The sequence below is a fragment of the Streptomyces sp. NPDC050388 genome, assembly GCF_040655635.1.
In the GTDB taxonomy this organism is placed as follows: Bacteria; Actinomycetota; Actinomycetes; order Streptomycetales; family Streptomycetaceae; genus Streptomyces.
Genome location: NZ_JBFAKH010000012.1, coordinates 24,495 through 50,656 on the forward strand (window position 1 = coordinate 24,495; position 26,162 = coordinate 50,656).

28 protein-coding genes are annotated in these 26,162 nt (G+C 69.9%); 10 read left to right on the top strand and 18 right to left on the bottom strand.

Annotated features, from left to right (window positions below):
- Positions 1-39 precede the first annotated feature (39 nt).
- From AB0I73_RS09230 to AB0I73_RS09250, 5 genes are all read left to right on the top strand, one after another.
- A complete protein-coding gene (locus AB0I73_RS09230) occupies positions 40-582 on the top strand; it encodes a DoxX family protein (protein WP_363035361.1) in 543 nt (180 codons plus the stop codon).
- Positions 583-704: 122 nt separating this feature from the next.
- Positions 705-1,871 carry a PP2C family protein-serine/threonine phosphatase gene (locus AB0I73_RS09235; protein WP_363035363.1) on the top strand — a complete coding sequence of 389 codons (1,167 nt, stop codon included), beginning with the start codon at positions 705-707 and terminating at the stop codon, positions 1,869-1,871.
- Between the two features lie 75 nt (positions 1,872-1,946).
- On the top strand, positions 1,947-2,330 hold the full coding sequence (locus AB0I73_RS09240; protein ID WP_363035365.1) for a MazG-like family protein: 384 nt from the start codon (positions 1,947-1,949) through the stop codon (positions 2,328-2,330).
- Between the two features lie 409 nt (positions 2,331-2,739).
- A complete protein-coding gene (locus tag AB0I73_RS09245) occupies positions 2,740-2,973 on the top strand; it encodes a hypothetical protein (RefSeq protein WP_363035367.1) in 234 nt (77 codons plus the stop codon).
- Positions 2,974-3,287: 314 nt separating this feature from the next.
- Positions 3,288-4,589 (top strand): hypothetical protein, encoded by a 1,302-nt coding sequence (locus tag AB0I73_RS09250; RefSeq protein WP_363035369.1) that lies wholly within the window; start codon positions 3,288-3,290, stop codon positions 4,587-4,589.
- On the opposite strand, the gene AB0I73_RS09255 is transcribed toward AB0I73_RS09250, so the two are convergent.
- From AB0I73_RS09255 to AB0I73_RS09295, 9 genes are all read right to left on the bottom strand, one after another.
- Positions 4,573-6,393, bottom strand: a complete 1,821-nt coding sequence (locus AB0I73_RS09255; protein WP_363035371.1) for an asparagine synthase-related protein — start codon at positions 6,391-6,393, stop codon at positions 4,573-4,575. The genes AB0I73_RS09250 and AB0I73_RS09255 overlap by 17 nt on opposite strands.
- Position 6,394: 1 nt before the next feature.
- Positions 6,395-7,030 carry a lasso peptide biosynthesis B2 protein gene (locus tag AB0I73_RS09260; RefSeq protein ID WP_363035373.1) on the bottom strand — a complete coding sequence of 212 codons (636 nt, stop codon included), beginning with the start codon at positions 7,028-7,030 and terminating at the stop codon, positions 6,395-6,397.
- Positions 7,031-7,688: 658 nt separating this feature from the next.
- Positions 7,689-8,066 carry a VOC family protein gene (locus AB0I73_RS09265; protein ID WP_363035375.1) on the bottom strand — a complete coding sequence of 126 codons (378 nt, stop codon included), beginning with the start codon at positions 8,064-8,066 and terminating at the stop codon, positions 7,689-7,691.
- A 78-nt stretch (positions 8,067-8,144) separates the two neighbouring features.
- Positions 8,145-8,540: a hypothetical protein gene (locus AB0I73_RS09270; RefSeq protein WP_363035377.1), complete on the bottom strand. Its 396-nt coding sequence runs from the start codon at positions 8,538-8,540 to the stop codon at positions 8,145-8,147.
- A gap of 170 nt (positions 8,541-8,710) precedes the next feature.
- Positions 8,711-9,157 carry a lipoprotein gene (locus AB0I73_RS09275; RefSeq protein ID WP_363035379.1) on the bottom strand — a complete coding sequence of 149 codons (447 nt, stop codon included), beginning with the start codon at positions 9,155-9,157 and terminating at the stop codon, positions 8,711-8,713.
- A gap of 316 nt (positions 9,158-9,473) precedes the next feature.
- On the bottom strand, positions 9,474-10,322 hold the full coding sequence (locus tag AB0I73_RS09280; RefSeq protein ID WP_363035550.1) for an ABC transporter ATP-binding protein: 849 nt from the start codon (positions 10,320-10,322) through the stop codon (positions 9,474-9,476).
- A 38-nt stretch (positions 10,323-10,360) separates the two neighbouring features.
- Positions 10,361-11,152 (bottom strand): ABC transporter permease subunit, encoded by a 792-nt coding sequence (locus tag AB0I73_RS09285; protein WP_363035381.1) that lies wholly within the window; start codon positions 11,150-11,152, stop codon positions 10,361-10,363.
- Complete coding sequence (locus AB0I73_RS09290; protein ID WP_363035552.1) at positions 11,149-11,904, bottom strand: ABC transporter permease; 756 nt, start codon at positions 11,902-11,904, stop codon at positions 11,149-11,151. Before AB0I73_RS09290 ends, AB0I73_RS09285 begins: the two co-directional genes overlap by 4 nt.
- Before the next feature lie 74 nt (positions 11,905-11,978).
- On the bottom strand, positions 11,979-12,944 hold the full coding sequence (locus AB0I73_RS09295; protein WP_363035383.1) for an ABC transporter substrate-binding protein: 966 nt from the start codon (positions 12,942-12,944) through the stop codon (positions 11,979-11,981).
- A gap of 276 nt (positions 12,945-13,220) precedes the next feature.
- On the opposite strand from AB0I73_RS09295, the gene AB0I73_RS09300 reads away from it, so the two are divergent.
- The 3 genes from AB0I73_RS09300 to AB0I73_RS09310 all read left to right on the top strand — a co-directional run bounded on the left by AB0I73_RS09300 (position 13,221) and on the right by AB0I73_RS09310 (position 16,812).
- Entirely contained in the window at positions 13,221-14,000 is a 780-nt protein-coding gene (locus AB0I73_RS09300; RefSeq protein ID WP_202279264.1) for an IclR family transcriptional regulator C-terminal domain-containing protein, read from the top strand.
- A 143-nt stretch (positions 14,001-14,143) separates the two neighbouring features.
- Complete coding sequence (locus tag AB0I73_RS09305; protein WP_363035385.1) at positions 14,144-15,754, top strand: hypothetical protein; 1,611 nt, start codon at positions 14,144-14,146, stop codon at positions 15,752-15,754.
- A gap of 242 nt (positions 15,755-15,996) precedes the next feature.
- Positions 15,997-16,812: a thioesterase family protein gene (locus tag AB0I73_RS09310; RefSeq protein WP_363035387.1), complete on the top strand. Its 816-nt coding sequence runs from the start codon at positions 15,997-15,999 to the stop codon at positions 16,810-16,812.
- 36 nt (positions 16,813-16,848) lie between these two features.
- Here AB0I73_RS09310 and AB0I73_RS09315 read toward each other — a convergent pair whose 3' ends face one another.
- The 4 genes from AB0I73_RS09315 to AB0I73_RS09330 form a co-directional block, all read right to left on the bottom strand.
- Complete coding sequence (locus AB0I73_RS09315) at positions 16,849-17,415, bottom strand: GNAT family protein (RefSeq protein ID WP_363035389.1); 567 nt, start codon at positions 17,413-17,415, stop codon at positions 16,849-16,851.
- Positions 17,416-17,645: 230 nt separating this feature from the next.
- Positions 17,646-18,638: a polysaccharide deacetylase family protein gene (locus tag AB0I73_RS09320; RefSeq protein WP_363035391.1), complete on the bottom strand. Its 993-nt coding sequence runs from the start codon at positions 18,636-18,638 to the stop codon at positions 17,646-17,648.
- Between the two features lie 33 nt (positions 18,639-18,671).
- Complete coding sequence (locus AB0I73_RS09325) at positions 18,672-19,670, bottom strand: glycoside hydrolase family 11 protein (RefSeq protein WP_363035393.1); 999 nt, start codon at positions 19,668-19,670, stop codon at positions 18,672-18,674.
- A gap of 337 nt (positions 19,671-20,007) precedes the next feature.
- A complete protein-coding gene (locus AB0I73_RS09330) occupies positions 20,008-20,439 on the bottom strand; it encodes a PaaI family thioesterase (RefSeq protein WP_363035395.1) in 432 nt (143 codons plus the stop codon).
- 319 nt (positions 20,440-20,758) lie between these two features.
- On the opposite strand from AB0I73_RS09330, the gene AB0I73_RS09335 reads away from it, so the two are divergent.
- Positions 20,759-20,938: a transposase gene (locus AB0I73_RS09335; RefSeq protein WP_363035397.1), complete on the top strand. Its 180-nt coding sequence runs from the start codon at positions 20,759-20,761 to the stop codon at positions 20,936-20,938.
- 388 nt (positions 20,939-21,326) lie between these two features.
- Here the strand turns inward: AB0I73_RS09335 and AB0I73_RS09340 are convergent, their stop codons facing one another.
- From AB0I73_RS09340 to AB0I73_RS09360, 5 genes are all read right to left on the bottom strand, one after another.
- Positions 21,327-21,608 carry a type II toxin-antitoxin system RelE/ParE family toxin gene (locus AB0I73_RS09340; RefSeq protein WP_363035399.1) on the bottom strand — a complete coding sequence of 94 codons (282 nt, stop codon included), beginning with the start codon at positions 21,606-21,608 and terminating at the stop codon, positions 21,327-21,329.
- Positions 21,609-21,612: 4 nt separating this feature from the next.
- Positions 21,613-21,894 carry a type II toxin-antitoxin system Phd/YefM family antitoxin gene (locus AB0I73_RS09345; RefSeq protein WP_258308724.1) on the bottom strand — a complete coding sequence of 94 codons (282 nt, stop codon included), beginning with the start codon at positions 21,892-21,894 and terminating at the stop codon, positions 21,613-21,615.
- Positions 21,891-22,049, bottom strand: coding sequence for a type II toxin-antitoxin system prevent-host-death family antitoxin (locus tag AB0I73_RS09350; RefSeq protein WP_363035401.1), 159 nt, complete (start codon positions 22,047-22,049; stop codon positions 21,891-21,893). Before AB0I73_RS09350 ends, AB0I73_RS09345 begins: the two co-directional genes overlap by 4 nt.
- Before the next feature lie 325 nt (positions 22,050-22,374).
- Entirely contained in the window at positions 22,375-23,721 is a 1,347-nt protein-coding gene (locus AB0I73_RS09355) for a serine/threonine-protein kinase (RefSeq protein WP_363035403.1), read from the bottom strand.
- Positions 23,722-23,985: 264 nt separating this feature from the next.
- Positions 23,986-25,086 carry an NAD(P)-dependent alcohol dehydrogenase gene (locus AB0I73_RS09360; RefSeq protein WP_363035405.1) on the bottom strand — a complete coding sequence of 367 codons (1,101 nt, stop codon included), beginning with the start codon at positions 25,084-25,086 and terminating at the stop codon, positions 23,986-23,988.
- A 296-nt stretch (positions 25,087-25,382) separates the two neighbouring features.
- Here AB0I73_RS09360 and AB0I73_RS09365 point away from each other — a divergent pair, with 296 nt between their 5' ends.
- On the top strand, positions 25,383-26,048 hold the full coding sequence (locus AB0I73_RS09365; RefSeq protein WP_363035407.1) for an NADPH-dependent F420 reductase: 666 nt from the start codon (positions 25,383-25,385) through the stop codon (positions 26,046-26,048).
- The last annotated feature ends 114 nt before the right edge of the window (positions 26,049-26,162 follow it).

A 26,162-nucleotide genomic window follows, 5' to 3' on the forward strand; every position in this document is an offset into this window, starting at 1 on the left:
CGACGGTGGTCACGCGAAGCGACTGCCCCGGGAGACGACGTGACCTGTTACGACCGACGCGATCTGGGCCTGCTGCTGCTCCGGCTGGGGACGGGCGGGGCGCTGGCGGCGCACGGCGCGCAGAAGCTGTTCGGCTGGTTCGGCGGTGGCGGGATCGAGGGCACCGGCCAGTTCATGGAGGCCGTCGGCTATGCGCCCGGCAAGGCCAGCGCGACGGCGGCGGGCCTCGCGGAGACGGGCGGTGGCGCGCTGCTCGCGCTCGGCCTGGCCACTCCGGCGGCGGGCGCGGCGGCGGCCGGTGCGATGGCGGGCGCGGCCGCCGTGCACGCGCCCAACGGCTTCTTCAACCAGGAGGGCGGCTACGAGCATGCCGCCCTCCTGGGCCTGACGGCGGCCGGCCTCGCCGTCGCGGGGCCCGGCCGCCTCTCGGTGGACCACGCCCTCGGCCACACGGCCGACCGGAGCTGGATGGTCTTCACGGCCTTCGCCGCGACCGCGGCGGCCACCGCGGTGGTCGTGGGCGCACGGTCCAGACGCCTGCGCAGGGCGAAGGAGGGCGAGCAGGAGGCTCTGTTCGAGTAGTACCGCCCACTACCGCCCAGTGCTGCCCGGTACCGCCGTCGTGGTGCTCCGGTCGCCGGGGTCGGGGACGCGGCGGAGACTGGAACCCGGCTTCTGTCCAGGAAACCCCGGAGCGCAGGAGAATGGGCCCCACCCGCGCGTTACCGCCCCGCGAAAGGCGGTGGTTCCGATGGCTGCCCGCCGCGCTGATCCTCGGCGTGTTCGTCCTCGACCTCCTCACCCCGCGGGGCATGAGGGTGTTCCCCCTGCTGGCGGCCGCCCCCGTGCTGGTCGCGCCCTGGCTCTCCCTGGCCGGGACGATCGCCACCGGCGGGGCGGCGCTCCTCGCCGCGGTACTCCTGCCGCTGGTGAGAGGCAGGCTGCCGTTCGGCGTCGACGACATCGTCCCGTTCTCCACCTTCGTCACCCTGACCTTCCTGGCCGTGGTCGTCAACCGGCTGCTGGCCCGTGAGCGGCGGCAGTTGAAGAACGCCCGCGAGGTCGCCGAGGCCGTCCAGCGCGCGGTGCTCCCCTCCCCGCCCGGACGGATCGGGCCGCTGGCCGTGGCCGTCCGGTACGAGGCCGCCGCGCGGGAAGCCGCCATCGGGGGCGACCTGTACGCGATCCACTCCACACCCCATGGCATCCGGCTGATGATCGCCGACGTCCGGGGCAAGGGCCTGGGCGCGGTCCGAACCGTCAACGCGCTGCTGGGCACCTTCCACGAGGCCACCCTTCGCGCTCCGGACCTGTCCGGTGTGGTCCGCTGGCTGGAGGAGCGGGTGCAGGAGGCCCACGTCGCCGAGGGCGGGGCAGGACTCGAGACGTTCGTCACCGCCGTCATCGCCGAGTTGTCCGCCGACGGTTCCACCCTGCGCATGGCCAACCGGGGGCACCCGGCGCCGTTGCTGGTCCACCGCGGCCGGGCCCGCCCGCTGGAGCCGGGCACGCCTTCACTGCCGCTGGGACTGGCCGGCCTCGGCACCCCGGACGTCCTCCCGGACGTCCCCGTCGACCAGTACGCCCTGCCCGAGGGGGCGGTCCTGGTGCTGTTCACCGACGGTGTCGTCGAGGCCCGCGACCACCGCGGGGTCTTCTACGACCCCGTCCCGCGGCTGTCCCGCCCCCTCCCGCCGGACCCGGACCGCGTGCTGGACGCCCTGCTCGCCGACCTGTACCGGTACACCGCGGAGCACCTCGACGACGACGTCGCGCTCCTCGCCATCGGCCTGCCCCGCGACGCGGCCGACGGCCCCGGCGGGGCCCCGGCCGTCCCCCGGAGGGAAGCGGACGACGGCCGGCGCGGCTGAAGGAGACCCACGACTCCGCCGGGCCCGTGCGGAGGACCGCCGGGCACTGTCCGTGGTCTGTGCCAGGGTCTGCGCATGAGCGATCCGAGCACGAACCTCTCCGTGTCCCCCGACCCCGCCCTCTCCCCCGCAGGTCTCTGGGACTCCGTGGACGCCTTGCACGCCTGGCTGGACGCCAACCGCGCGGTCGACGGCCGGGAGGGTCTGCTGCTGCGCGTCCTGAAGCTGTCCGAGGAGGTCGGCGAGGTCGCCCAGGCGGTGATCGGCGCGACCGGCCAGAACCCGCGCAAGGGCACCACCCACGGATGGGACGACGTTCAGGCGGAGTTGTGCGATGTCGCGCTCACCGCCCTGGTGGCGCTGCGCGGTCTCACGCCCGACGCCCGTGAGGTCTTCGCCCGGCATCTGGCGGGAGTCGCCGAACGCTCGCTGGGCGCCGACGGGGGTGCCCGGCACTGAGCCGGCGGGCGGCCGGCCCCTCACCCGGGGCAACACAGGCACCACCCGGGCCGGGGGCCGGTCGGGACCTGAGAGGTCGCTTCACCCTTCGACGCCAACGACCGTAGGATCGCGGGCGACTTCAACACGTACGGGACGGTCAGACCGAACAGGGCTCCCTCGACCTCCTCGCCCACCTGGAGGACCCGGAGCGCGCCCCGCCCCCGGTCGGCTGTCGGGCCCCCTTCTACAAGGCGGACCGGGTGGACGCCTGACCGCCGGGTCGGCCCGGGGGTCGGCCTCACCCAGCGCCGACGTAGGACGCGGAACGTGAGGGAACCGGTGAACGATCACGGTTCACCAGAACGAGTGCCGAAGGCCCTGGGGGCCGGTGCCGGGACGAGCGCAGCCACTGGCCGGCGGGAGGGCGGTGTGGCTGCCGACCGCGAGGGACCACGCCGGAGCGGTCCCCGGCCACCTGCGCGTCATGCGTCGGCGCAAGGAGCTGAGCAGCAACAAGATCACGATCGAGCGGACGCTCACCCCCGTCGACGAGGACCGGCACGAGTTCCTCGTGCGCCGCAGCGTCGACGAGGGCGAACCTCCTGTCCGAAGCCCGAAGGGGCTCATCCGTGTAGGCCGTCCGGAGGTGTCCGGATGGTGATCCGAATGATCGACACGGACGATGGTGCTCGAGTCCCGACTCAGCACCAGGTCTCCTGGTCCGCTGCGCGGAGCGGATGCTCCGCGGCGCCACCGCGAGGTGCGTGCCGCGGGAAGCCGGCAGGGGCTCGCCGGACGGCGCTTCACCCGTGCGGTGCCGCAGTGACGGTCGAAGTCGAAGGAGAACCCCGTGGGTCCAGTTGGTGTGGGCCGGTGCCTACCGGCGGGATTCTTCGCGGTCGGCTCGAGGGTGTGTTCCGGTCGCGGTCACCGTCAGCGCCTGGTGGACGGCCTGCGGCGTCAGGAGGTGATCACGTGAGGGCTCCCCCCGGGGCCGGCGTCGGCTCGCGCCTGCGGGCGCTGCTGATCACGACGAGCACCAGCAAGTCACCGGCTGCCATGGCGTTGATCCTGCTGGTCCTCCTCCCGACGGCGCTGCTGCTGGGTTGGTGGGGCCTCGAAGACCTCAGCCAGGCCCTGACCTACACGGGGCGCATCACCGGTGCCCTCCTCATCGTGGTCTCGGCCCTCTCGTTGTTGGGCGCTGCCGCGGTCGTGGACCACTGGGGCCGGAACATCTTCCCCTATTCCGGGATAGTCGCGCTGATCGGCGCGGTCGCGGCATTGCTGACCAACACCATGCTGCTGCTCGAGACCTTCAGAGACGGCGATTCCACGCTTTACCGGGTGCTGTTCAGCCTGCTCACGGCGGGTTCCGCAGGGGCCGTCTTCACGGTGTGGCGGACATCGGTCGTGATCCCCTCTCCGAAGCGGGTGGCCGCGGCAGTGATCGTCTCCGCGGCTCTCGCGATGGCCAATTTCGGCTACCAGCACCTCTACCAGCCGTCCCAGCACGGCGCCAGACCCCTCGTCAATATCGCCGTGGGAGATCCTGTACTGAGCAAGGACCGTAAGAAATTCGTCATACCGGTCGACATCAGGATCGAGAACCACAGCGATATGGGCTTTTACGTGCTCGGTACCGAATTCCACGCCATGGGCGAACAGGTGTCGCTCAGCCGGACGGACCGGCCTCGCGAGCAGTGGCGTGCGGACGCCAAGACGTTCCGTGACTTCCAGGTGCAACACCCGCTCTCCCGAAAGGAGGTCTACCAGCCCGGCCAGTTGGTGTCGGCGCAGCCATGGATGCCTTTCGGGAACTGGGTCGAGGCAAACGACGAGTTCGTCACCCAAACCGTTGTGCAACTTCCCATCGACACGCCGTATGACCAGTTGGCGCTCTACGCCTCCGCGCAATTGGCGCGCAAGGACCGGCTCAGCCTGGAGCAGGTCAGTCTGGAGGGGTATTCCTGGGGTGGGGGCAAGGTTCCCCAGTGGATCAAGAAGGACAAGAACCTCGACTCCGTCGCCTACCGCGGCCGGGTGTACGAAAACAATGCGATCGACCGGCACACGATGGACCCCCGCTACGCCTCTGTCTACTGGCAGTTCGGCGCGCATGGCGCATTCCTGTTGGCATCCATCACGCGAAACGGCGAAGAAAACCGCCAAGCATCCATAGCGGAAAATCTCGAGACGACGACCCGGTACGGCTTGGTCACCGCCGAAACGGGTCCGATCAAACGGACTCTCTGGGACATCAAGAACCAGGGATGACCGGCATGGCCGCACGGCGCGCGCGGGAACGCCGGTCCCCTCGCTCCAGCCACGCCACGAGGGCGAGGGAACTGTTCACGCGGTCCCAGGAATGGGAGTCCCCCATGCCGAACTGCGCCTCCCTCACTGCCCGGCACAGGATCTCGACGTCGAACATCTCCGCGATCAGCGGATGCCTCGCGGAACGGCAGAGGTCGATGAGTTCGTCGCCGTGTGTCCGCAGGCCGCGGGCGTAGAGCTGGTTGAAGGGGACATTGACGACCCGGCCGTCGATCCGGGGCGGCAGCAGATCCGCCATCGCCTCGCGCAGTACCGCCTTCGGACGGCCCGGTCGGAACGCGGCCTCGGCGGGGAGGCGGCGCATCGTGGCGATGACCTCCGGGTCGAGGAAGGGGTGCGAGAGGAAGAATCCGTCCTGCCGTGCACGGCGCCAGGACAGCGGGTCGGGAGCGGCGATGTAGTTGGCGGCCTCGTAGAGGGACTGCTCGGGCTTGCGCCCGAACACGAAGCGGCTCTCCGCGGTACTGGCCGCACGGTAGCCGTGAGCCCGCGCGAATCCGGAACGCAGCCATCGGGGGCGGGCGAAGTCACCGAGGCCGCCGAGCACCGTTCCGCGGCGGCGGGCGAGCGCTGTGATCCGTTCGGCGGCCAGTGGAAGAGCCGGCTGCACCACGTGGGCGGAGACGATGTCCCACACTCCCCGCTCGCTGCCCGCGGCCCAGTCACGTGCCTGCCTCGTCATCTGCCGGAACCGTCCCGTGCGGGCCAGCCTGTGCAGGTGGAACGGGTTGGCGTCCACGATCGGGTCGGCCCCGCAGCCGGTCAGGAGGGTGTCGCAGCCCAGATCCGCCGCGGCGGCATGGAGCCTGCTCCAGAACGGGGCGCGGAAGGCGTGCGCATGAGGCTCGTCCGGGTCTCCCGCGTGGTGCTGGAAGTCGTCGAAGTCGGCCACGTCGTCGACATCGAGGATCACCGGGCGGGCCGCGGGCGCGTGCCGGCGGATCTCCGCCATCGCCTCGTCCACGTAAGGCTGTTCGGCAGCGAGCTCTCCCCTTCCGAAGCGCCCGGCGAGCAGGACGAGGTCCCCGGGGTCGCCTTGTCCCGCGGCCGGCAGACGTGCCGCGAGCAGCGCGATGCTGGTGGAGTCGGTGCCGCCGGAAACATGGCATGCCGTCCTCCTGCCCACACGGCGCCCGACGGCGTTCTCCAGTGCGAGGCGCAGGTCCTTCGCGGCTCCGCCGAGGCCGGGTCCGTCCGCTGCCCGTACCGGCGGATCGTGGGCCTGACGGACGTGGCGCAGCACCCGACCGCGCGTCTGCCCCGTGATCGAGAGTTCCACCACCTCGCCGCCGAGTACGCGGTGCACCCCGGCGAAGGGGGTGAGTTCCGAGTGGGGTTGCGCCATGTTCCCGGTCAGGTACCGGCAGAAGTAGCGCCGTTCCGGCTCCGCTCCGCCGCCCAGGTGGCGTGCCGAGGTGCTCACCGCGGTGACACGACCACCGGACTCCCCGAAGAACAGCGGGATGCGTGCCTGCTCGTCCCGCATCAGCAGGATGCGGTCGCGGCACACCAGGACGGCCGCGTAGTCACCGGTCGGCAGAGGCGGAGCCGCTTGCGGCCGGCCCCAGTCGTCGAGGAGGCCGCGCACTCCCGCCACGCGCCCACGGACGGAGCCGACCCAGCCGGCGACCACCGCGGTCCCGGCCCGTGAGGAAATCGCCGTCACGAGCCCCTGCCGCGCCATGGTTCCGTCTGCCCAGAGCTTCGGGACGCCTCCGTCCCACTCGAGGCGGAGTGCTTCCACGTCACTGCCCTCCGCCGCCGACCGAGAGGACCGGCGCGAACGCGTGCCCGCGCGGATCGGCGTCGGGGACGCACAGGCCGGCCGAAGACGTCCAGGCGTGCAGGGCGAACGGGTGCTCGCGCACACCGACGTGAAGTACGGCCTTCAAGCCGCGCCGCCGCAGCAGGACGAAAGCCGTCACGGCCTCGGCCTTGCAGTCGCCGTTGACGAACCAGCTTCTGCGACCGTGTGATTGCACCGCCCGTTTCAGCCGTTCGACGTCCTCCGTGGCAGCGGGGTCCGCGCGGGCGTAATCCGGGGCTGCCAAGGACAGGAGCCGAAGGGCGCGTCCGAATCCCACGGTTCGGATCAGCAGGTGCACTCCGCGCAGCCAGAGCCCGATCGCGACGTCCGACTGCTGCCTCCGCCGGGCCGTCGCGCATCCGGCGCGGATGAGACCGGTGACGATTTCGGCGCGTTCCTCGGAGACTTCATCAGCGAACTTCCGGATGTCCGCCGTCGCCACTCCGAGAAAGCGCGTCCGCCGCCAGTCCGCGATCAGCGCCCCGTCGGACATTCTGGTGACACGGCAATGCGGTGACAGGATCCGCACCATGGCCGCCAGGGCATCGGTGTCCTCTGCCACGTCCTCTGCCACCGCACATCCTCCAAGGTCGGCCTGACACCGCCCCCGCGACGGACCCGGCCCGACGTGGGCACGGTGGTGTCAGGAGTGGTATCCGTGACCGTCGTAGAAGGCTCCGCTGAAGCCCCGGATCAGACGGCCGTTGCCGAGAAGGACGAGCCCGTACGGCATACGGCGCCGCAGCAGTCGGAGAAACATCGCCTACCTCCAGAATCAGGTAGTGTCGTTAAATTTCAGGCTACTCCGCCCTGGATGCCCCGCAACCGGATCGCCGGCTCCCCCGCCGCGAAGCACGAGTGATGCGCCGGACCGCCTCGTCCGTCGTTCTGGAACCGTCTCCCTCCGCCACGGACGTCGTGGGGCCCTGCGGGTGCCGATGAATCATCCGGCCCTGGTCACGCGGCGTGCCGGCCCTCGTTCGGGCCTGTCCCCCATGCGGTGGTGACGACACGTGAGGAGGGGCGTCTCCGCCTTGCGGAGAGTGCGGCCGGTGCTCTGACCTCGGTGCTTTGAAGCGGACGGCATCGCGTCGGGGTCGCTGGCCTTGTCGCGCCGGACCCTCACGGGCGGACGCCCGAGGATGAGCAGCAGGATCACAACGGTTGACGTCTCCAACCGCCCGACCGCCCTGGCTTCGTTCGGAGCCGGGGCGGTTTCTCGTCGGGTGAGGTCAGGACTGGGGACGGTTGCGACAGAGGCAGAACGGGTGCCCGGCTGGGTCGGTGTAGACCTGCCAGCCGTAGCCGGACTCGCCGACGAAGCTCTTCTGGAAGGTGGCGCCCAGTTTGATCACCCGGCGGTGCTCGGGCTCGAACTCGTCCACTTCGAAGTCGAGGTGGAACTGCTGCGGATGTTCCTGGCCCGGCCAGTCGGGCCGCTGGTAGTTCTCCACCCGCTGGAACGACAGCTCGACGCCGTCGTTGCGCAGGTTGACCCAGTCCTTGGTGCTGATGTCGGTGTTGATCTCCCAGCTCAGCAGCTCGGCGTAGAACTCGGCCAGCTTCCAGGGGTCCGGGCAGTCGAGGATGACATCGGTGAACTTCAGCATCCGATCACCATAAATCGCGGCGCCGGACGCCCGCGACGCATTAGTCGGCGCACCCCAGGACTTGGCCGGCCCCCTCGGTCAGGCCAACAGGGCGTGTTTGCACGGCCGAACAGCGGCCTCTCGGCCCGGCGGGGCAGCCCGGCCAATGGCTGCAAGATTGCCGCCGACTCCAACACTTACGGCTACGGTCAGACCAATCGGAACCGCCCGGTACGTGACGACCAGCCTCGGGTTCGCAGGGGCCGCGGACGAATCGAGCGCCTCCCGCTGCTCGCGCTCGGCCTCGGCGCGGGCCTGCTCGATCTCGTCGGCGACCTCCTGACAGTCGACAACGTACATGTCGGTCGGCATCGCCTCCCCTGCGGCGAACTCCGTTGCGCTTGTGGACGGCTCGGCGCTGAGTGCGGAAGTGGCGGCGAGACTGGCCAGGCACAGCACGGCCCGTCCCACGGCGATCCGCCGACGGGTGCTCACGAGCCGGTCGTTCCGACGGCGAGGCCGACGCGGGTGATCACGGGGCGGGCGGGCATCGGAGTTTCTTTCTCCCGGGGTCGGCACAGTCTCCGACACGCCGGTCGGGCCCTCACACCCGGAGGAAGGGACGAGGGCCCGACCCTGCTCGCCCGGATCAGGGCTTGGTCACCTCAGCGCAGGGACAGGCCCTCGGGTGAGGTGAGCCCCTTGGCGGGGTCGGCGCGGAAGGTCGCCGTCCATGCCACGGGCGAACACGAAGCGCCGTTGGGGTGCTGCTCCGTCAACCGTGCGCGGCGGCTGTCGTCCACGACGACCCGGTCGTCCCGCGCCGCCGTCACCTTCAGCCGCACCGGGACGGTGACGGCGCCGATGTCGTCCGGAAGACGGACCGACACCCCCGCGATCGGGCTGTCCGCGTCGCCGGACTTCCGCTCCTTGCACCTGTCCTCCACGCACACGCGGATCACCGCCGCGTCCGTGCCGCCGAAGTCGGCGGGCCGCCACACCACGGAGACCTCCGAGTCCATGTCCGCCTGGGTGCACAGGGGTTCCTGGCCGAAGACCGAGCAGCCGGTCAGAGCCGCCGCCGCGCCGAGGGTGAGCAGGATGCGTCGCATGTCAGGACCTCGCCACGGTGCCGGGGAGGGCGCTGTCGACCGACCCGACGTCGGTGAACATGAGGCGGCACGGGTCGAAGAACCCACCGCTGTTGTCACTTCCGCCTCCTCGCCACCGGAGATGATCCCCCTTGGCGACGGCGCGTCCATCGCTGTCGACGGTGCACGTCGGCCCTCCGGAGTCGCCCGACGTGGTGCAGACGCCCGAGTCCTTCGGGGCGCGGGCGGTTCCGGCGAGCCGTTGGACGAGGTGGCGTCGGGCCGGGCTCCGGGGTGTTGCCGGAGCCCGGGGACCGGCCGTCGGGGGCGGGGGTGGTCAGGGCTTCTTGTCCAGTGTGGGGGTGGGCGGCGCGGGGGCCACGGCCTCGTCCGTCTTCTGGGGCGGTACGGCGCCCGTCGCCCGTTTCGCCGCCTGGATCTGCTCGTACACCCGCGTCCGGAGTTCCGTGAAGCGCGGGTCCGCCCGGGTGTGCAGCTGGTCGCGTTCGGCCGGGAGGTCGATCGTCAGCTGTTCCTGGACCACCGTCGGGGACGACGACAGGACGACGACCCGCTCGCCCAGGTAGACGGCTTCGTCGATGTCGTGGGTGACGAAGAGGACGGTCACCCCGAGCTCCTGCCACAGCCGCCGGATCAGGTCCTCGAGGTCGGCGCGGGTCTGGGCGTCGACGGCCGCGAACGGTTCGTCCATCAGCAGCACTTCGGGCTCGTAGGCGACGGCCCGCGCGATGGCGACGCGCTGCTGCATGCCGCCGGAGAGCTGCCAGGGGTACGCGCCCGCGGCGTCGCCGAGACCGACGGCGTGCAGGGCGTGCTCGACCAGCTCACGGCGGCGGGCCTTCGTCAGGTGCTTCTTCTGGCGCAGCGGCAGCTCGACGTTGTCGCGCACCCGCAGCCACGGGAAGAGGCTGCGGCCGTACTCCTGGAACACGACGGCCATGCCGGGCGGTGGGCCGGTGATCCGGCTGCCCTGGAGCAGGACTTCCCCGGAGGTGGGTTCGAGCAGGCCGGCGATGCACTTCAGGAGCGTCGTCTTGCCGCAGCCGGACGGGCCGACGAGGCAGACCAGTTCGCCGGCGTCGAGGGAGAAGGTGAGGTCGCGCACCGCTTCGACGTGCCGGCCGTGTCCCTCGTAGACCTTCCGCAGGCCTCTTACGTCGAGCATGTGCTGTCCCTTTCCGGCGTTCACGCCGCTTTCCTTGCTCATGACGCCCTCCGGGACCGGCGCAGACCGTGGTACCAGGCCAGGGCCCGGCGTTCGACCACCTGGAACACCAGGGCGAGCAGCACGCCGAGCAGTCCGAGCAGCAGGATGCCGCTCCACATGCCCGGGATGGCGAAGCTGCGCTGGAACTGGACGACGGCGAAGCCGAGTCCGTTGCTGGCCGCGAACATCTCGCTGATGACCATCAGGATGACGCCGATCGACAGCGCCTGCCGCAGGCCCGCGAAGATCTGCGGACTGGCGGAGCGCAGGACCAGGTGGCCGAGGCGCGCACGGCCCTCGATGCCGTAGGACCGGGCCGTGTCGGCCAGCACGCTGTCGATGGCCCGTACGCCCTCGACGGTGTTGAGCAGCACCGGCCAGACGCATCCGGAGACGATGACGACGATCTTCATGGTGTCGCCGATCCCGGCGAAGAGCATGATGACGGGCACCAGGACGGGCGGCGGCACGGCGCGCAGGAACTCCAGCACCGGTTCGGTGGTGGCCCGTACGCGCGGGAAGGAGCCGATGACGATGCCGAGTGCCACGCCGAGGACGGCCGCGCCGGCGTAGCCGAGGAGCAGCCGGGTGACGCTGGGCACCACGTCCGCGGCGATGCGCTCGGCGGTCCACACCTCGCGCCCGGTCTCCAGGATGGTGCTCAGCGGCGGCCAGTAGACGTCGGTGCTGCCGGCGGAGGCGAACCACCAGGCGGTCGCGAGGAGGACGGGCAGGCCGACGGCGAGCAGCAGCCGCAGGGCCGCGGTGCGCAGGCTCAGGCGTTTCATGGGGTCACCTCGCCCCGGACGGACTGGTGCCAGGCCAGCGAGCGGCGCTCGACGGCACGTGCGCCCAGGTTGATCAGGACGCCGACCAGTCCGGTGACGGCGACCAGCGCGTACATGTCGGGGACGGCGTGGGAGGTCTGCGCGACGGCGATGCGGGAGCCCAGTCCGGGCGTGCCGATGATGAGTTCGGCGGTGATCGCGAGCACGAGGGCGACGGCCGCGGCGAGCCGGACGCCGGTCATGACGTACGGCAGGGCGGTCGGCCACAGCACGTGGCGGATCCGGGCCCAGGTCCCCAGGCCGTAGGAGCGGGCGGTCTCCTCCGCGACGGGGTCCAGGTCCTGGACCCCGTAGAGGACCTGGACGAGGACCTGCCAGAAGGCGGCGTAGACGACCAGCAGCAGCGTGGAGCGCAGATCGGTGCCGAAGAGCAGGACGGCGAGGGGGATCAGCGCCACCGAGGGGATCGGCCGCAGGAATTCGACGGTGCTGGCCGTCGCCTCGCGCAGGTACGGGACCACGGTGATCAGCACGCCGGCGGCGATGCCCGCGACGGTGGCGATGAGCAGTCCGAGCGCCCAGCCGGTGAGGGTGTCGCCGAGCGCCACCCAGAAGGCGGTGTCGGAGACCTCCTCCGCGAGGGCGGCGGCGATCGTGCTGGTGGGCGGCAGGTAGTCGGGGGACACCAGACCGAGCCGGGGCACCGCCTCGACCAGCCCGAGGAAGCCGCCGAGGCCGGCGAGGCCCAGCAGGGCGTTGCCCGGCCCCGGGCGGCGGGCGCCCGGGGCGTCGGTCTTCACGGCTGTCCGTGTCACGGTTTCCTGTGTCACGGCAGCAGCTTGTCCAGGTCGGGGGCCTTCTCGAACAGGCCGTCCTTCTGGCCGAGTTCGCCCAGCCGCTCAATGGAGGCGCGGTTCGGCTCCTCGGGCCAGCTGGGGAGCGTCATCTCCTTCAGCGTCTTCTCGGGGATCTTGGTGTAGGTGGAGAGGATCTCGCGGACCTCGTCGGGGTGGTTGTTGGCGTAGGTGAGGGATTCGCGGGTCGCCTCGGCGAACTTCTTCACCAGTTCCGGGTCCTGCTGGGCCAGCTTGTCGGAGGTGAAGTAGAGGGCGATGGTGAGGTCGGGCGAGACGTCGACGAAGTTGGAGGCGACGACCCGGCCGCCCTGGCCCTTGACGACGGCGAGGGAGGGCTCGACGACCCAGGCGGCGTCGATCTGTCCGGCCTGCAGCGCGGCGGGCATCTGGTCGAAGGCGAGCTCCACGAACTGGACCTTCTCGGGGTCGCCGCCGGCCTTGCGCACGGATTCCCGTACGGAGGTGTCGCCGATGTTCTTCAGCGTGTTGACCGCGACCTTCTTGCCGGCCAGGTCCTTCGCCGACTTGATCGGGCTGTCGCCCTTGACGACGACGCCGCCGACGTCGGCGTTCTCCTTCCCGGTCGAGGCGACGCCGTTGGCGACCGCCCGCACCGGCACGTTCTGGCTCTGGGCGATCAGGAGCGAGGTGGTGTTGCTGAACCCGAACTGGAACTGGCCGCTGGCCACGCCCGGCACGATCGCGGCGCCGCCCTGGCCGGACTCCAGCGTGAGGTCGAGACCGCGCTTCTTGTAGAAGCCCTGCTTCTCACCGAGGTAGATCGGGGCCACGTCGACGATGGGGATCACGCCGACCTTCACGGCGGTGGTGCCGTCGGACGACTTGCCGGAGGACCCGGATTCGGACGAACCACAAGCGGTCGCGGTGAGCGTGAGCAGCGCGACGGCAGCGACTCCGGCTGACAGACGACGCACAAGGCCTCCCCAAAAGATGCACTTCTCGATGTGTGCGCAGACGTGTGTGCGCGGACCGAACGAAAGTTCTTGCGGGGAACCTATGGTTCGTCCCATGACGGGTCAACCCCCTGACAAGGTCAACTTTCAACAACCTTGAACCACCCCTGAAATGGGCGATCTTCGACCGGCACAATCTGCTGGAAACGCCGTCCGGAGCCAGTTGACGGCCACCGGCCGCCGCCATAGCGTTCTGCCACCGCACCGACGTTCGGCACGCAAACGGGGAGGTCGCCGATGGGTGGTCAGGAACGGGAAGCCCATTTCGTACAGTCCCTGGAGCGCGGACTCGCCGTCATCCGCGCCTTCGACGGCGAGCGTCGCGAACTGACCCTCAGCGACGTCGCCCGCATCTGCGACCTGACCCGCGCGGCTGCCCGGCGCTTTCTGCTCACCCTCGCCGACCTCGGCTACGTCACCACCGACGGGAGGCTGTTCCGCCTCACCCCGCGCGTCCTGGAACTCGGCTACGCGTATCTCGCCGGCTCCTCGCTGCCCGACATCGCCGAGCCCCACCTCGAGGAACTGGTCGCCGAGGTCCGCGAGTCCTCCTCCCTCTGCGTGCTCGACGGCGACGACATCGTCTACGTCAGCCGCGTGCCCACCACGCGCATCATGACCGCCACCATCACCGTCGGCACCCGCTTCCCCGCCCATGTCACCTCGGTCGGGCGGGTGTTGCTCGCCCACCTCCCGGACGAGCAGCTCGACCGGCACCTCGCCAGGTGCGAGCTGCGCCCGCTGACCCCCCGCACCATCGTCTCCCCGCCGCAGCTGCGCGCCGAACTCCAGCGGGTCCGCAAACAGGGGTACGCCATCATGGACCAGGAGCTCGAGGTGGGTCTGCGCACCGTGGCCGCCCCGGTCCGCGACGGGGACGGCACCGTCGTCGCCGCCGTCAACATCCCCGTGCACGCGAGCCGCAACTCCGTCGACTCGGTGCGTCGCGACCTGCTGCCCGCCCTCCTGGCGACCGTGGCCCGGATCGAGGCCGACCTGCACGTGGTCCGCCGCTGACGCTCCGCACGGGTCGGGGCTCCGCTTCCGGAATGCGAAATTCCGGTTATTCACTCGGAGACCCGGCGCCGGACCTCTTGTGATCATCTTGTCGGGGCATCGTGCAGATCGTCACCATTTCTGCCCGAGACGAGGTAAGCCCCATGGCACTCCCCGCGAGAAAGTCCGTCACCGTCCTCACCTGCGCCCTGGCCGTCACCCTCGGCATCACCGCCGCGGGGATGTCCGGCATCTCAGCCGCCCAGGGTTCGGACCGCGTCGCCCGGCAGAGCAAGGCCGGCAAGTCGTACGTCGACCAGGCACTCACCGAGACCGTTCTGTGGAGCGAGGACTTCGACTCGGTGCCCACACCCACGGACTTCACGCACACGCTCCCCGAGGGCTGGTCCAAGGAGAACGCCGGATTCACCACCGGCGAGGCCCGCTGGGCGGGCTGGGCGATCACCGACATCCGTGACTGGACCTGGGCGGTGGGCACCGACAAGCGCCACTACTTCACCCGGGCGCACGACAAGCTCGCCGTCGTCGAGAGCCAACACCAGCGCCTCAACGACACCGACCGGCTGAACACCGCGCTGAAGTCCCCGGCCGTCGACGTCAAGAAGCACGACCGGATCGTCCTCGGCTTCGACTCCCACTACCGACAGGGTGACGCTCCGCAGCACGCCACCGTGAGCGTCTCCTTCGACGGCGGCAAGCCGGTGGAGCTGCGGCGCTACGACGCCGACAAGCTCAGCTCCCACGAGGCGATCACCGTCGACGTGCCCGAGGGGGCTCGCAAGGCCATCTTCACCTGGAGCTACAAGAACGGCCACAACGACTGGTTCTGGGCCATCGACAACGCCCGGGTGTCGCTGCCCATGGGCGAGGTCGAGGGCGAGCCGTCCGCCGTCATCGACGTCATCAGCGACATCCAGGGCGGCATCGACAACTACAAGTCCGCCGTCAAGCAGCTCAACGACATGCCGGACCCGGCCGGAGCCATGTTCGTCAACGGCGACTTCGTCGACCTGGGCAAGCAGGAGCTCTACGACGAGTTCGAGGCCGCTCGCAAGGAGGTCCCGCACGCCTCCGGACGCGACTACTACACCATCGGCAACCACGAGATGCTCGGCCCGGAGGGCTCCGAGGCCTACATCAACCGGTTCCTCGACTTCACCGGCCAGGACAGGGTCTGGCGCGAGGAGATCATCGACGGCATCCCCAACATCACGGTCAACACCGAGTACTACAGCGATGTGGACCGCAAGGGCGTCGAGCCGTACGTGAAGCTGTCCGACGAACAGCTGAACTGGCTGGACTCCCGTCTCGCGCACTGGGCGAAGCAGGGCAAGCCGGTCATGCTCTACAACCACCAGGCGGTCCCCTACACCGTCACGGAGACCCACAGCTCCTGGAACGGGAACGACTACTTCGACCTCGAGGCGTTCACCGAGGTCGTGGGCAAGTACTCGAACATCATCATGTTCACCAGCCACACGCACCAGTCGCTGAAGGCGGAGGACTGGTGGGGCCGGCTGCGGGCGGAGGCCACCGGCAACACGCGCGGGTTCCCCGTGGTCAACACGGGCGCGATCAAGAACGCCACCGAGCCCCACGGCGACCACCAGAGCCGGCGCCTGGAGGGCAACAACTCCTCCGGCCTGCGGGTGAAGGTGTTCGAGGACCGGGTGCGCGTGGAGGCCTGGGACTTCGTCGCCGGGAAGAAGATCAAGCACGTGGACTTCCCCGTCCCCGCCAAGCGCAAGGGCTGACCCCCTGATACCCGCCGCCGGCTTCCTGCCCCCTCCGTCACTTCCGTGCGGGGAGCCGGCGGCGCGGCTTCACCGGTGACGCCCCTACGGGCCGCGCAGTCGCCCGCACCGACACGATGATTGCAGTGTGCACATTCTCACGTGGCGAGACGCGCGGATGGCGGTAGCGTGCCGGGCGGCAGCTGACGTGACGACGGCTCCGGCTGCCCACGACACCCGTGTCACCGAAGGAGAAGCGGCCCTTGTCCACCCCCACCGCCCCCACCGCGCTCCGGGGCAGCTACTTCGAGCCCATCGACGACCACCGCTACAAGCCGACGACACACGCGGGCGGGGCCTGGGACCCGGACGAACAGCACTTCAGTCCGCTGGGCGGACTCGTGGTCCACGCCATCGACCGCCACCGGGCCGCCGGACCGGACAACGGCCTGATCCTCTCCCGGATCAGCTACGACATCCTCGGCCGCCTCGCCCTCGACGAGTGCGAGATCCAGGTGGAGACCATCCGCCCCGGGCGGACCATCGAACTCCTCGAAGCGGTCGTACGCATCGCCGGCCGCCCGGTCGTCCGGGCCCGCGCCTGGCTCCTGGCCGGCCTCGACACCACCGCGGTCGCGGGCGGCCCCGCCGACCGCCTCACCCCGCCCGAGTCACTCACCGCCTGGCCGATGTCCGACGTCTGGGCCGGCGGCTACGTCACCTCCCTGGACGTCCGCCCGGTCGCACCGCCCCGGCCGGGACGTACGACCGCCTGGCTCTCCACTCCACTCGACCTGGTCGCCGGTGAGCCCGTCAGCCCCCTCGCGTCGTACCTCGCCCTCGTCGACACCGCCAACGGCATAGCCGCCCGGCAGCCGCCCACGGCGTGGATGTTCCCCAACGTCGACCTGACCATCCACCTCCACCGCCAGCCACGAGGCGCCTGGACGGGGCTGGACACCACGGTCAGCTTCGGCCCCTCCGGCCAGGGCCTCACCAGCACGGTCCTGCACGACGTCGACGGCCCGGTCGGCCAGGCCCAGCAGATCCTCACGGTCCGGCCCCAGCCGGGGGCATGAGGATCTGCCGCATGCGCGGGAAAGGCGACGCGAAGATCACCGCACCGATGGGCGCCGGTGTGTGGCCCAGTGTTCGGCGGCGGTGATGCCGAGCAACACCACATCGTGGTGGCCACCGGCGAAGAATTCATGCTGGCGAAGCCGCCCCTCCTCGACGAAGCCCAGCCTGCGGTAGAGGGCGAGGGAGGCGTCGTTGAAGGCGTGGACTTCCACCTCGCACTTGTTGTGGCGCTGTTCGGCGAACATGTAGGTGAGGATGAGTTCGGTTGCCTCGGCCGCGTACCCCCTGCGGCGGTGCTCGCGGCTGATCTCGATACCCGTCCTGAATCGTCCCGCACGGCTGTCGGTCTCTCCGACGGTGACAGACCCTGCGAACGCGTGGTCGGCCAGCACCTCGACCACCAGGCGGAACGCGTCACCCCCCGGCGGACGCCCAGCCCGCTCAGCGGTCCAGGAACGGAAACTCTCAGCAGAACGCGGAGGCTCGACCAGGTCGGCGTTGCGGACATCGAAGGTGTTTCGGGTCAAGTCACGGAAGCCTTCCCAGTCTTCAGGCTCGACACCTCGCAGACGCACCTTCTCACCGGTCCACATGTCGCTCATGGCGCCTACCACTTCACTGTCGATTGCAGGAACTGACGGCCATGCACTTCGACTCCGCCATGCCGGGCCCCCTCGAACACCAGGGAACATAAACCACCGCCCACTCCCGGGTCTGCTGATTTTTCACACCGCGGGCACCGCGGGTGCTCTCCTCACCACCACTGCCCGCGGCAGGGCGCGCCGCATGCCTGTGGCGCGGCGGCCGGAGACCGCCGCGCCACAGGTGCCGGTCAGTTCGTACTGCAGGAGACCGTCGGCCAGGTCCAGTTGCCGTTGGGCTGGATGGTCACGCCCCAGTTGTTGCCGCTGCCGTTGGGCCGGGCGGTCAGCACCTGCGCGCTGGGATAACTCGCGCTGACGTTCCAGGTGGACAGCACCTTCGCCGGCGACGGCACGTTCATCGTCACCGTCCAGTCGCTGGATCCGGTGACGGAGACGTTGAGGTTGTACCGGTCACCCCACTGCTGACCGGCCGACAACGTCGCGGCACAACCACCACCACCCCCGCCACCACCGCCGCCACCGCCGGATCCGTCGGGAGCGACCGCGCGGCCGGTCTGCGGCGAGATCATGCCGGAGCACAAGCCCTTGCCCGCCAGGGTCTGCGCGATGCGCGGGACGGCCGCGAGCGTGTTGGCGGGCCAGTCGTGCATGAGGATGACCTGCCCGTTGCCCAGCCGGGAGACAGCCTGCACGATCGCGTCGGTACTGGCGCCGTTCCAGTCCTGTGAGTCGACGTCCCAGATCACCTCGGTCAGCCCGTACTTGGCCTCGACCGACCGCAGCGTGGAGTTGGTCTCGCCGTACGGCGGGCGGAACAGCTTGGGCGTACCACCGCCCGCGCTCGCGATGGCCTGCTGGGTCCGGGAGATCTCCGAGTCCATCTGCGACTGGCTCTGCTGGGTCATGTGCGGGTGGGTGTAGCTGTGGTTGCCGACCCACATGCCGGCGTCGACCTGGGCCCGGACCAGGGACGGATGCTGGGCCGCGTACTGGCCCTGGTTGAACATGGTGGCCCGCAGCCCGTTCTGCTTCAGCGCGTTGAGCAGGGCCTGCGTGTTGCCGCTGGACGGGCCGTCGTCGAAGGTGAGTCCGACATAGCCGTTGCAGGCGGCGGCCTGTGCCGGAGCGGCATCGGCGACGAAAGTGCCCGCCGCGGCCAGCGCGGCGACGGCCATCCCGGTGACCAGGGAACGCAAGGACGAACGGAGTCTGGTGCGCATACGAGTGGGTCCTCCTTACTGCTCGTGTCCGGTTCAGCCCGCGCTGCAGGAGACCGTCGGCCAGGTCCAGTTGCCGTTGGGCTGGATGGTCACGCCCCAGTTGTTGCCGCTGCCGTTGGGCCGGGCGGTCAGCACCTGCGCGCTGGGATAACTCGCGCTGACGTTCCAGGTGGACAGCACCTTCGCCGGCGACGGCACGTTCATCGTCACCGTCCAGTCGCTGGACCCGGTGACGGAGACGTTGAGGTTGTACCGGTCACCCCACTGCTGACCGGCCGACAACGTCGCGGCACAACCACCACCGCCCCCGCCACCACCGCCGCCACCGCCGGATCCCGTGCCGCCGACCGTGATGTTGGAGCTGCCGCTGCTCTGGTAACCCTCGGTCGCCATGATCATGTAGTTGAAGGTGCCCAGGTTCATGCCGTTCCGGGCCCACGCGTCGAAGTGGTTGCCGGTGGTGATGGTGCCGCCCGTCCGCTTGGACTGCCGGACGCTCCAGTACTGCTGGAAGGTCCTGGTGCCTTCGATGGAGGGGGCGTTGTAGCGGGTCGTCTCGTAGATGTCGTACGTGCCGCCGTCACTGGTGACGGTGCCCTTGAACGTCCCCGTGGGCCGGTAGGTGCCCCAGTTGTCGACGATGTAGTACTCCACGAGCGGGTTGGTCGACCATCCGTAGAGGGTCAGGTACGCGTTGCCCGACGGGTTGAAGGTGCCCGAGTAGGTCACACTCCGGCGCCCGCCGGTGCTCCAGCCCTTGCCGGCGACGAAGTTGCCGGTGTTGCGCCACGAGGTGCTGTACTGGCCGCCGGAACCCATGTTCATGGAGACGGTGCCCTGGCTGTCGGTCCAGAACGAGTAGTAGTAGCCGTTGTCGGTGCCGGTCTGGTTCGTCGTGACGACCGTGTCGGCGTGGGCGGTACCCGGCAGCAGCAGCGCGGCCAGCGCGGCCAGCGCGATGGCCCACGCACTTCTGATGAACAGCGCGACGGGACCGCTTCTGCGGCACCTCGGTCGGGCGAGCACGTTCATGGGGGGTTTCCTCTCCTGGAGGTTCCACGACGGCGCCAGTGTTGGCCTGCACGCGTCAGGCGTCAACAGTTTCGGTGATTATTTCGAAATCTTCGACACCCATCCAGAACCACGAGGGCAGAGAAATCGCCAGCTCAGACACGAGTTCACAGCAAGGCGAGCACCCACACAAGGAATCACTCAGAATCTAGATCAGAAATGACGTGAAGTCAGAACGAAAGTTTCGGATTCCTCGGAGAGCCGGGTCCACCGGGGGAAGGCCCGGACCCGGCGCCGGGGGACGGCCGACTCCACCTGAGTCACGTTGCGTGCGGCGACCCGGCGGGCGCAGGGACGGTCAGACAGGGAAGAGCATGCAGCTGCTGGTGGCGTGGGCGAGCAACCGGTCCGCCGAATCGACGAGTTCGACCTGGGCGAACGCCGTGCGCCGCCCGCCCTTGAGGACCGTGCCGACGGTGACCGGGCGCAGAAACTTCACGTTCAGGTCGAGCGAGGTGTACCGCGTGCCCTTCGGCAGGATCGACAGCACTGCGCAGCCCGCCGCCGAGTCGAGCAGGGTGGCGTAGACACCACCGTGCACGCTGCCGAGCGGGTTGTAGTGCTCCTCGCCGGGGACGAGTGCGAACACCACACGGCCCTGCTCGACCTCCTCGAGAGTCATCCCGAGAGCCGCAGCGACCGGCGGGTCAGGAAGACGGTCGGCCAGCCAGTCGCGCATTACGCGGCTGCGCCTGCCCGGTAGCGGCGGACCGACGGGGCTCAGCTCCACGGGTGAACTCTGACAGCCTCGCCGGATTAGGGAAGTCGAGGACCGAGGGACTGATCACCGATGAGCCGGGGGGTCCCGCGGTGGCGGAACGAGCCGACCCGAGTGGGTGTACTGCCCCTGTGCACCGGCGTGCCGGTTCTCGCGCAGGCCGAGGACCTCCGCGCGGAGCACACACGCGGTGAGGACGACGTTCGTGCCGGCCACCAGCCAGACCCACCTGGCGCTGTCGGGCGCGCTCCAGCTGGGCGGTACGGGACTGCTGCAGGGTTGGGTGACATCTGACCTGGCTTGCCATCAGGCAGGCTGGAAGGAGGGAGCAATGCCCAAGCCGTATCCCAAGGAGTTCCGCGAGGACGTCGCGCGGGTCGCGCGTAACCGCGAGCCGGGCGTCACCCTGGAACAGGTCGCCGCTGACTTCGGGGTCCACCCGGCCTCGTTGACCAAGTGGCTGCGCCGCACGGACATCGACGAGGGCGCCAGATTCGTCTGGGCCGATTGACCCCCGTCGAGTACGAGATCATCATGGCCCCTCACGCAGCACTCGCTGCATAAACCCCGACTGTCACCCGATCACGCAGCAGTCCCAAGTGTCGTACGAAGCAGCCTGGAGACTGGCCCGGGTCGCCCGGCACCCCGACGAAATGGCGTACCGGGTCCATCACCTCCCCGACCCGTTCCAGACCGAACCTTCGCCTCGTCCCGATCCGCGGCGCGAGTGAAGTGAGCTGTGGAACCTGCGAGTTCGGCGGGGTCGACATGCCGGCATCAGCTCGCGAACGGCATCTGCGCCAAGTGCTTCACGGTTTCCGCAAGGGTGTCGCCACAGGCCCAGGCCCCCCAGACGCGAAAACACCTGCTCGCCGAACCGTGCGGTACTCGGCCGTCCGTCAGGGAACCTGCCGGTAGACGTCGCGGCGATTGCCCAGGGCCATGACCCACACGATCAGTCGGCCGTCCTCGACGGTGTAGACGACGCGGTAGTCACCGACACGGAGCCACCACCGGGCGCTGTGGCCCTGCAGGGCTTTGATCTCGAATGCAGCCGTGTCCCCCGCATCCATGGCCTTCTGCAATTCGGTGAGGCGGTACAGGATCCGCAGCGCGTCCGGACGCGGGATCTTGAGCATGTCCCGCTGTGCGTGCGGCGTGAAGCGGGTGACGTACCCCATGCGGTCAGTCCTGCCCGTCCCGGAGCATGGCGGCCATCTCCTCGATCGAGACCGCCCCCTCCACCCCCTCGGACTCGGCCTCGTCGGCCAGCCGGTTGAGCCAGGCCTCTTCGGCCTCCTCGGCGATCCCGCGCAGCCGCCGGTACTCCTCGATGTCGATCACAACGGCTTCCTGCTTACCGCGTCGCGTGATGATCGTCGGGATCTCCTCGCGCCGGGCGCGGTCGATGACGTCGGCGAGGTGGCTCCGCACCTCGGCCATGGATTCAACCACCGGATCACTCATGTCACAAATGTAGCAGATGTACATGAACGCATCGGCCGCCCGTTCTTGGTCACGGTGATCCGCTCGCCGCGTCCGGCTGCGGCGAGGACCTTCGAGGCGTTCTGGTGGAACTCGCACACGGTCACCCCCCATGCCCTCAGAGGGCACCGCTCCACGTGAGTGCGTACTCGGCCCGGACCGCCTTGCCCGATCCGTCCGGACGTGGATGCCAGTCCCGGCTCGCGGTCGGCCCCGCCGCAAGGAGCAACCCACGGCCACTCTCCTCGACGCCGGCGAGACAGAGGGCGTCGATTGTGTCAGGGGCATCGGAGGCACAGGGGCGGGGCAGGAGGCGTTCGGCGCGGGTTTCAAGCCCTGGGTCAGCCCTGTCGGAGCGGAGCGTCTGAGGCACGTACGGCCGTGAGGGCCCTGCCGTCCCGAAGGAACCGGCAGGGCCCTCACGTGCGCGGGGTGCCTGATCGGCTTCCGGCCCCCTCCCGGTCACCCCGGACGGCTCGCGACCTTCGGGGCGGCACCCACCGGCCCTGCCAGGTCCACCGGAACCCTCGGGGCCTCCCCGGGCCGGGGAGGCGGGAGGGGGTGGCCGACGGCAGCGGGTTCATCGCCCGGCCGACGCTCGGACGCGGACAGCGGGACCGTCGGCGCCGTGGGCGTCCGCTCCCGGCCGTCGTCCAGGAGCGTGGGCGGGTGGCCGCCGGGGCCGTCCGCCCCCTCGACCACCCACTCGATGTCCTCCGTGTTCACGAGGCCGTAGAAGCCCGGGTCGTCCTCCGCCCAGGGGGCGTCCGGTGCCTCGCCCTCGTCGACCGCCTTCTGCGCCAGCTCCCGTACGACGGGGTCGGCACGGCCCTTGAGCGCCTCGGGGGGCAGCTTCGGCGTCAGGTCGGCGGCGGCGACCCGCTCCCGGAGCTGCTCCGCCGCCTGTTCGAGGGTCAGGCCGGCGTCGGTGAGCAGGGTCGACAGGCTCTCCCGCACACCGTCGAGATCCGGACGCCGGAGCGGTTCGGCGACGATCACCCGGCCCAGCAGCGGCAGAAAGGCCGGATCGACGCCTTCCCACGTCGGGGGCACCATCAACGGCATGTAGGGATACGGCGCCCGGCCCGTCAGCGCGAAGAAGAGGGTGGCGCCGAGGGCGTACACATCGGCGGGTGCCTCGACGTGCTTGCTGTCGCGCAGTTGCTCGACGGGCATGTAGGGGCGCGTGCCCAGGCGGTCGCCGGTCCGGGTGAGCGCCTGGCTGGACTGGCGCTCGGCGAGCACCGCCAGGCCGAAGTCGAGCACCACCGGCCCGTTCGGACCGAGCACGACGTTGCTCGGCTTGAGGTCGCGGTGCAGCAGCTTCCTCCCGTGAATGGCCGCCAACGCGTCCACGAGGGCCAGACCGAGCGCCGCGCACGGCCCGACGGGAAGGGGTCCGGCCCCCTTCACCAGGGTGTGCAGCGACGGTCCGGCGATGTAGTCCATGGCGAACCACGGCTCACCGGCCTCCGGGTCCGCCGCGCGCAGCGCCGGAACCCGGTCGCCGGCCACCGCGCGGACGGCGTCGATCTCCCGCGCGAACCGCTCGCGGGCCTGCGGCTGGCCCAGCAGGGACGGCTGGATCATCTTGACCACGACGAGCCGCGACGGGTCGGCCACCTCGTCACGGCCACGATCATGATCGGGCTCGACCAGCCGGTAGGCCGCGACCATCTCGTCGGAAAGGCCCTCCAGCGGGATTTCGCGCGCCAGATAGGCGACGCCCATGCCACCCGCGCCAAGCCGGGCGAGCAGTTCGAACGGTCCCACCACACGCGGGTCCGCATTGGTGTCCAGCGGCTTCATCGGCGCTCTCGTATCCCCACACTCTCGTCACGGTCCTCCCCCGGCCACACCGGCGCACCACAGTCTACGGACTGTGACCGCGTGAACACGGACGGCTCGACCGGGCGACCGAGAGCTTGAAGCGGCCATGTTCCAGAAGCCGTTGAGGGGCGCACGAGCTCAACGACTCGTGCGCCCCTCAGATTCGGACTGCGGGGCCCGCGGGACTCGCCCCCGGCCCCGGCCTCGACGACCCTCGGCCGCGCCAGAAGATGTCAGACGGCGTCAGAAGACGACGACCGGCTTGACCGCCGCCCCACTGGCCGAGTCGGCGAACGCCTCGTTGATCTCCTTGAGTTCGTAGGTCTGCACGAGCTCGTCGAAGGGGAAGCGGCCCTGCTGCCACAGCTCGACGAGGCGGGGGATGAAGACCTGCGGGACCGCGCTGCCCTCGATGACGGTCTTGAACGTCCAGCCCTTCAGGAGGGACTCGCCGATCTCGAAGGGGACCGTCGTACCGGCCGCCGCGGCTCCGACGAGCACGATGGCGCCCCGGATCGCCAGGGCGTCCAGCGCCTGGGTCAGCAGGGCCGGTACGGCGGTGGTGTCCACGACGTGGTCCACGCCCTTGCCGCCGGTGATCCTCTTCAGCTCGGACACGACGTCGGCACTGCCGGAGTTGACGGTGTGGGTGGCGCCGATCCGCCGGGCCAGGTCCAGCCGGGAGTCGTGCAGGTCCACGGCGACGATCGTGGTGCAGCCGGCGACCTTGGCCGCCATGACGGCCGCCGAGCCGACCGCTCCGGCCCCGAAGACCACCAGGGACGTGCCCGCGGCGGGCTGCAGTTCGTTGAGCACCGCTCCGGCGCCGGTCTGCAGGCCGCAGCCCAGCGGGCCGAGCTTCTCCAGCGGTACGTCGGCCGGAACCTTGACCACGCTGCGCTCCACGACGTTGGCGTGGGTCGCGAAGGAGGACTGGCCGAAGAAGTGGGAGGACACCTGCTCCCCGTTCGAGGACAGGGAGGTGGTGCCGTCGGAGCGCCGGCCGCCGAAGCACTGTTCGTAGGCGTTCTCGCAGTAGGTCGGGTTCCCGCTCATGCACTGCGCACAGACCCCGCAGGAGGCGGCCGACAGGACCACGTGGTCCCCGGGCACCACAGTGGTGACCGCACTGCCCACCGCCTCCACGACACCGGACCCCTCGTGACCGAGGACGGCGGGCAGCGGGGTCGGGTACACCTGGTCCCTCACGATCGCGTCCGTGTGGCACACACCGGTGGCGACCATGCGGACCCGGACCTCGTCCGGTCGGAGGTCGTCCAGCTCGAGCTCCTCGATCGTCAGCGGCTTCGACTCGCCCCGGGCGACAGCGGCGGTGACGTTCATGGCACAAACCATCCTTTCGCTCCTGCGTCGTGCGGATAGTTGAACCGTAAATGACTTTGCAAGCAAAAGCTAACCGTACTTCAAAAGGCGCTCGAACAGGGGAAATGAACATCGCGTTCCGTTTCGCGAACGAATGACGGTTGCTCCGATGGGGGGTGAGAGGTCGTCACGGATGGCAGGTGAGCGGGTGGGGAAGCCCTCCCGGGAGCATTCGGTACCGGCGCGGCGTGCGGCACCAGCCGGAAGGACCTCGATCGGTGGCAGCGGCCGTCCGGGGGTGCGAGGGTGGAAGGCACGTGACGTCCATCGAGGAGCAACGCATGATCGTCACCATCGTCGGTGCCGGGAACATGGCCCGCGGCATCGGCACCCGGGCGTTGGCTGGCGGGCACTCCGTCCGTCTGCACGACCGCGGGAAGGCCAAGGCGGAGGAGCTGGCCACCGCCTTGAGCCGGGCCGCTCCTGGAGCGGACGTCACGGCGGTCGGCGCCGATGCCGCGGCTGACTCCGACATCCTGGTGCTCGCCCTGCCCTATCCGGCCGGACGCGACGTCGCCGCCGCGTGGGCCGGCCCCCTGGCAGGGAAGATCGTCGTCGACATCTCCAACCCGGTGGATTTCGCCACCTTCGACTCACTCGTCGTGCCCGCCGGCACCTCCGCCGCCGAGCAGATCGCCGCCGCCGTGCCGGAAAGCCGGGTCGTCAAGGCCTTCAACACCACCTTCGCCGGGACGCTCACCACGGGTGAGGTGGCAGGCCGACCACTGGACGTCTTCATCGCCGGAGACGACGAGGCGGCGAAACAGACCGTCTCGGACCTGGTCTCCTCCGCGGGGCTGCGCCCCCTGGACGTGGGACCGCTGCGCCGGGCACGCGAGCTGGAAGCCTTCCAGTTCCTGCACATGGCGTCCCAGGAACGGCTCGGCCTGAACTGGTCCAGCGCCATCGCGATCCTGCCGTGACAGCCGGCGCATCGGTTTCCTCTCGCCCCGATGCACAGCGTGGTGGCTGTTCTCAGCGCCTGCACGGACCACGTCGACCACGCGCCGGAACGCAACCCGCAACACGGAAAAGGC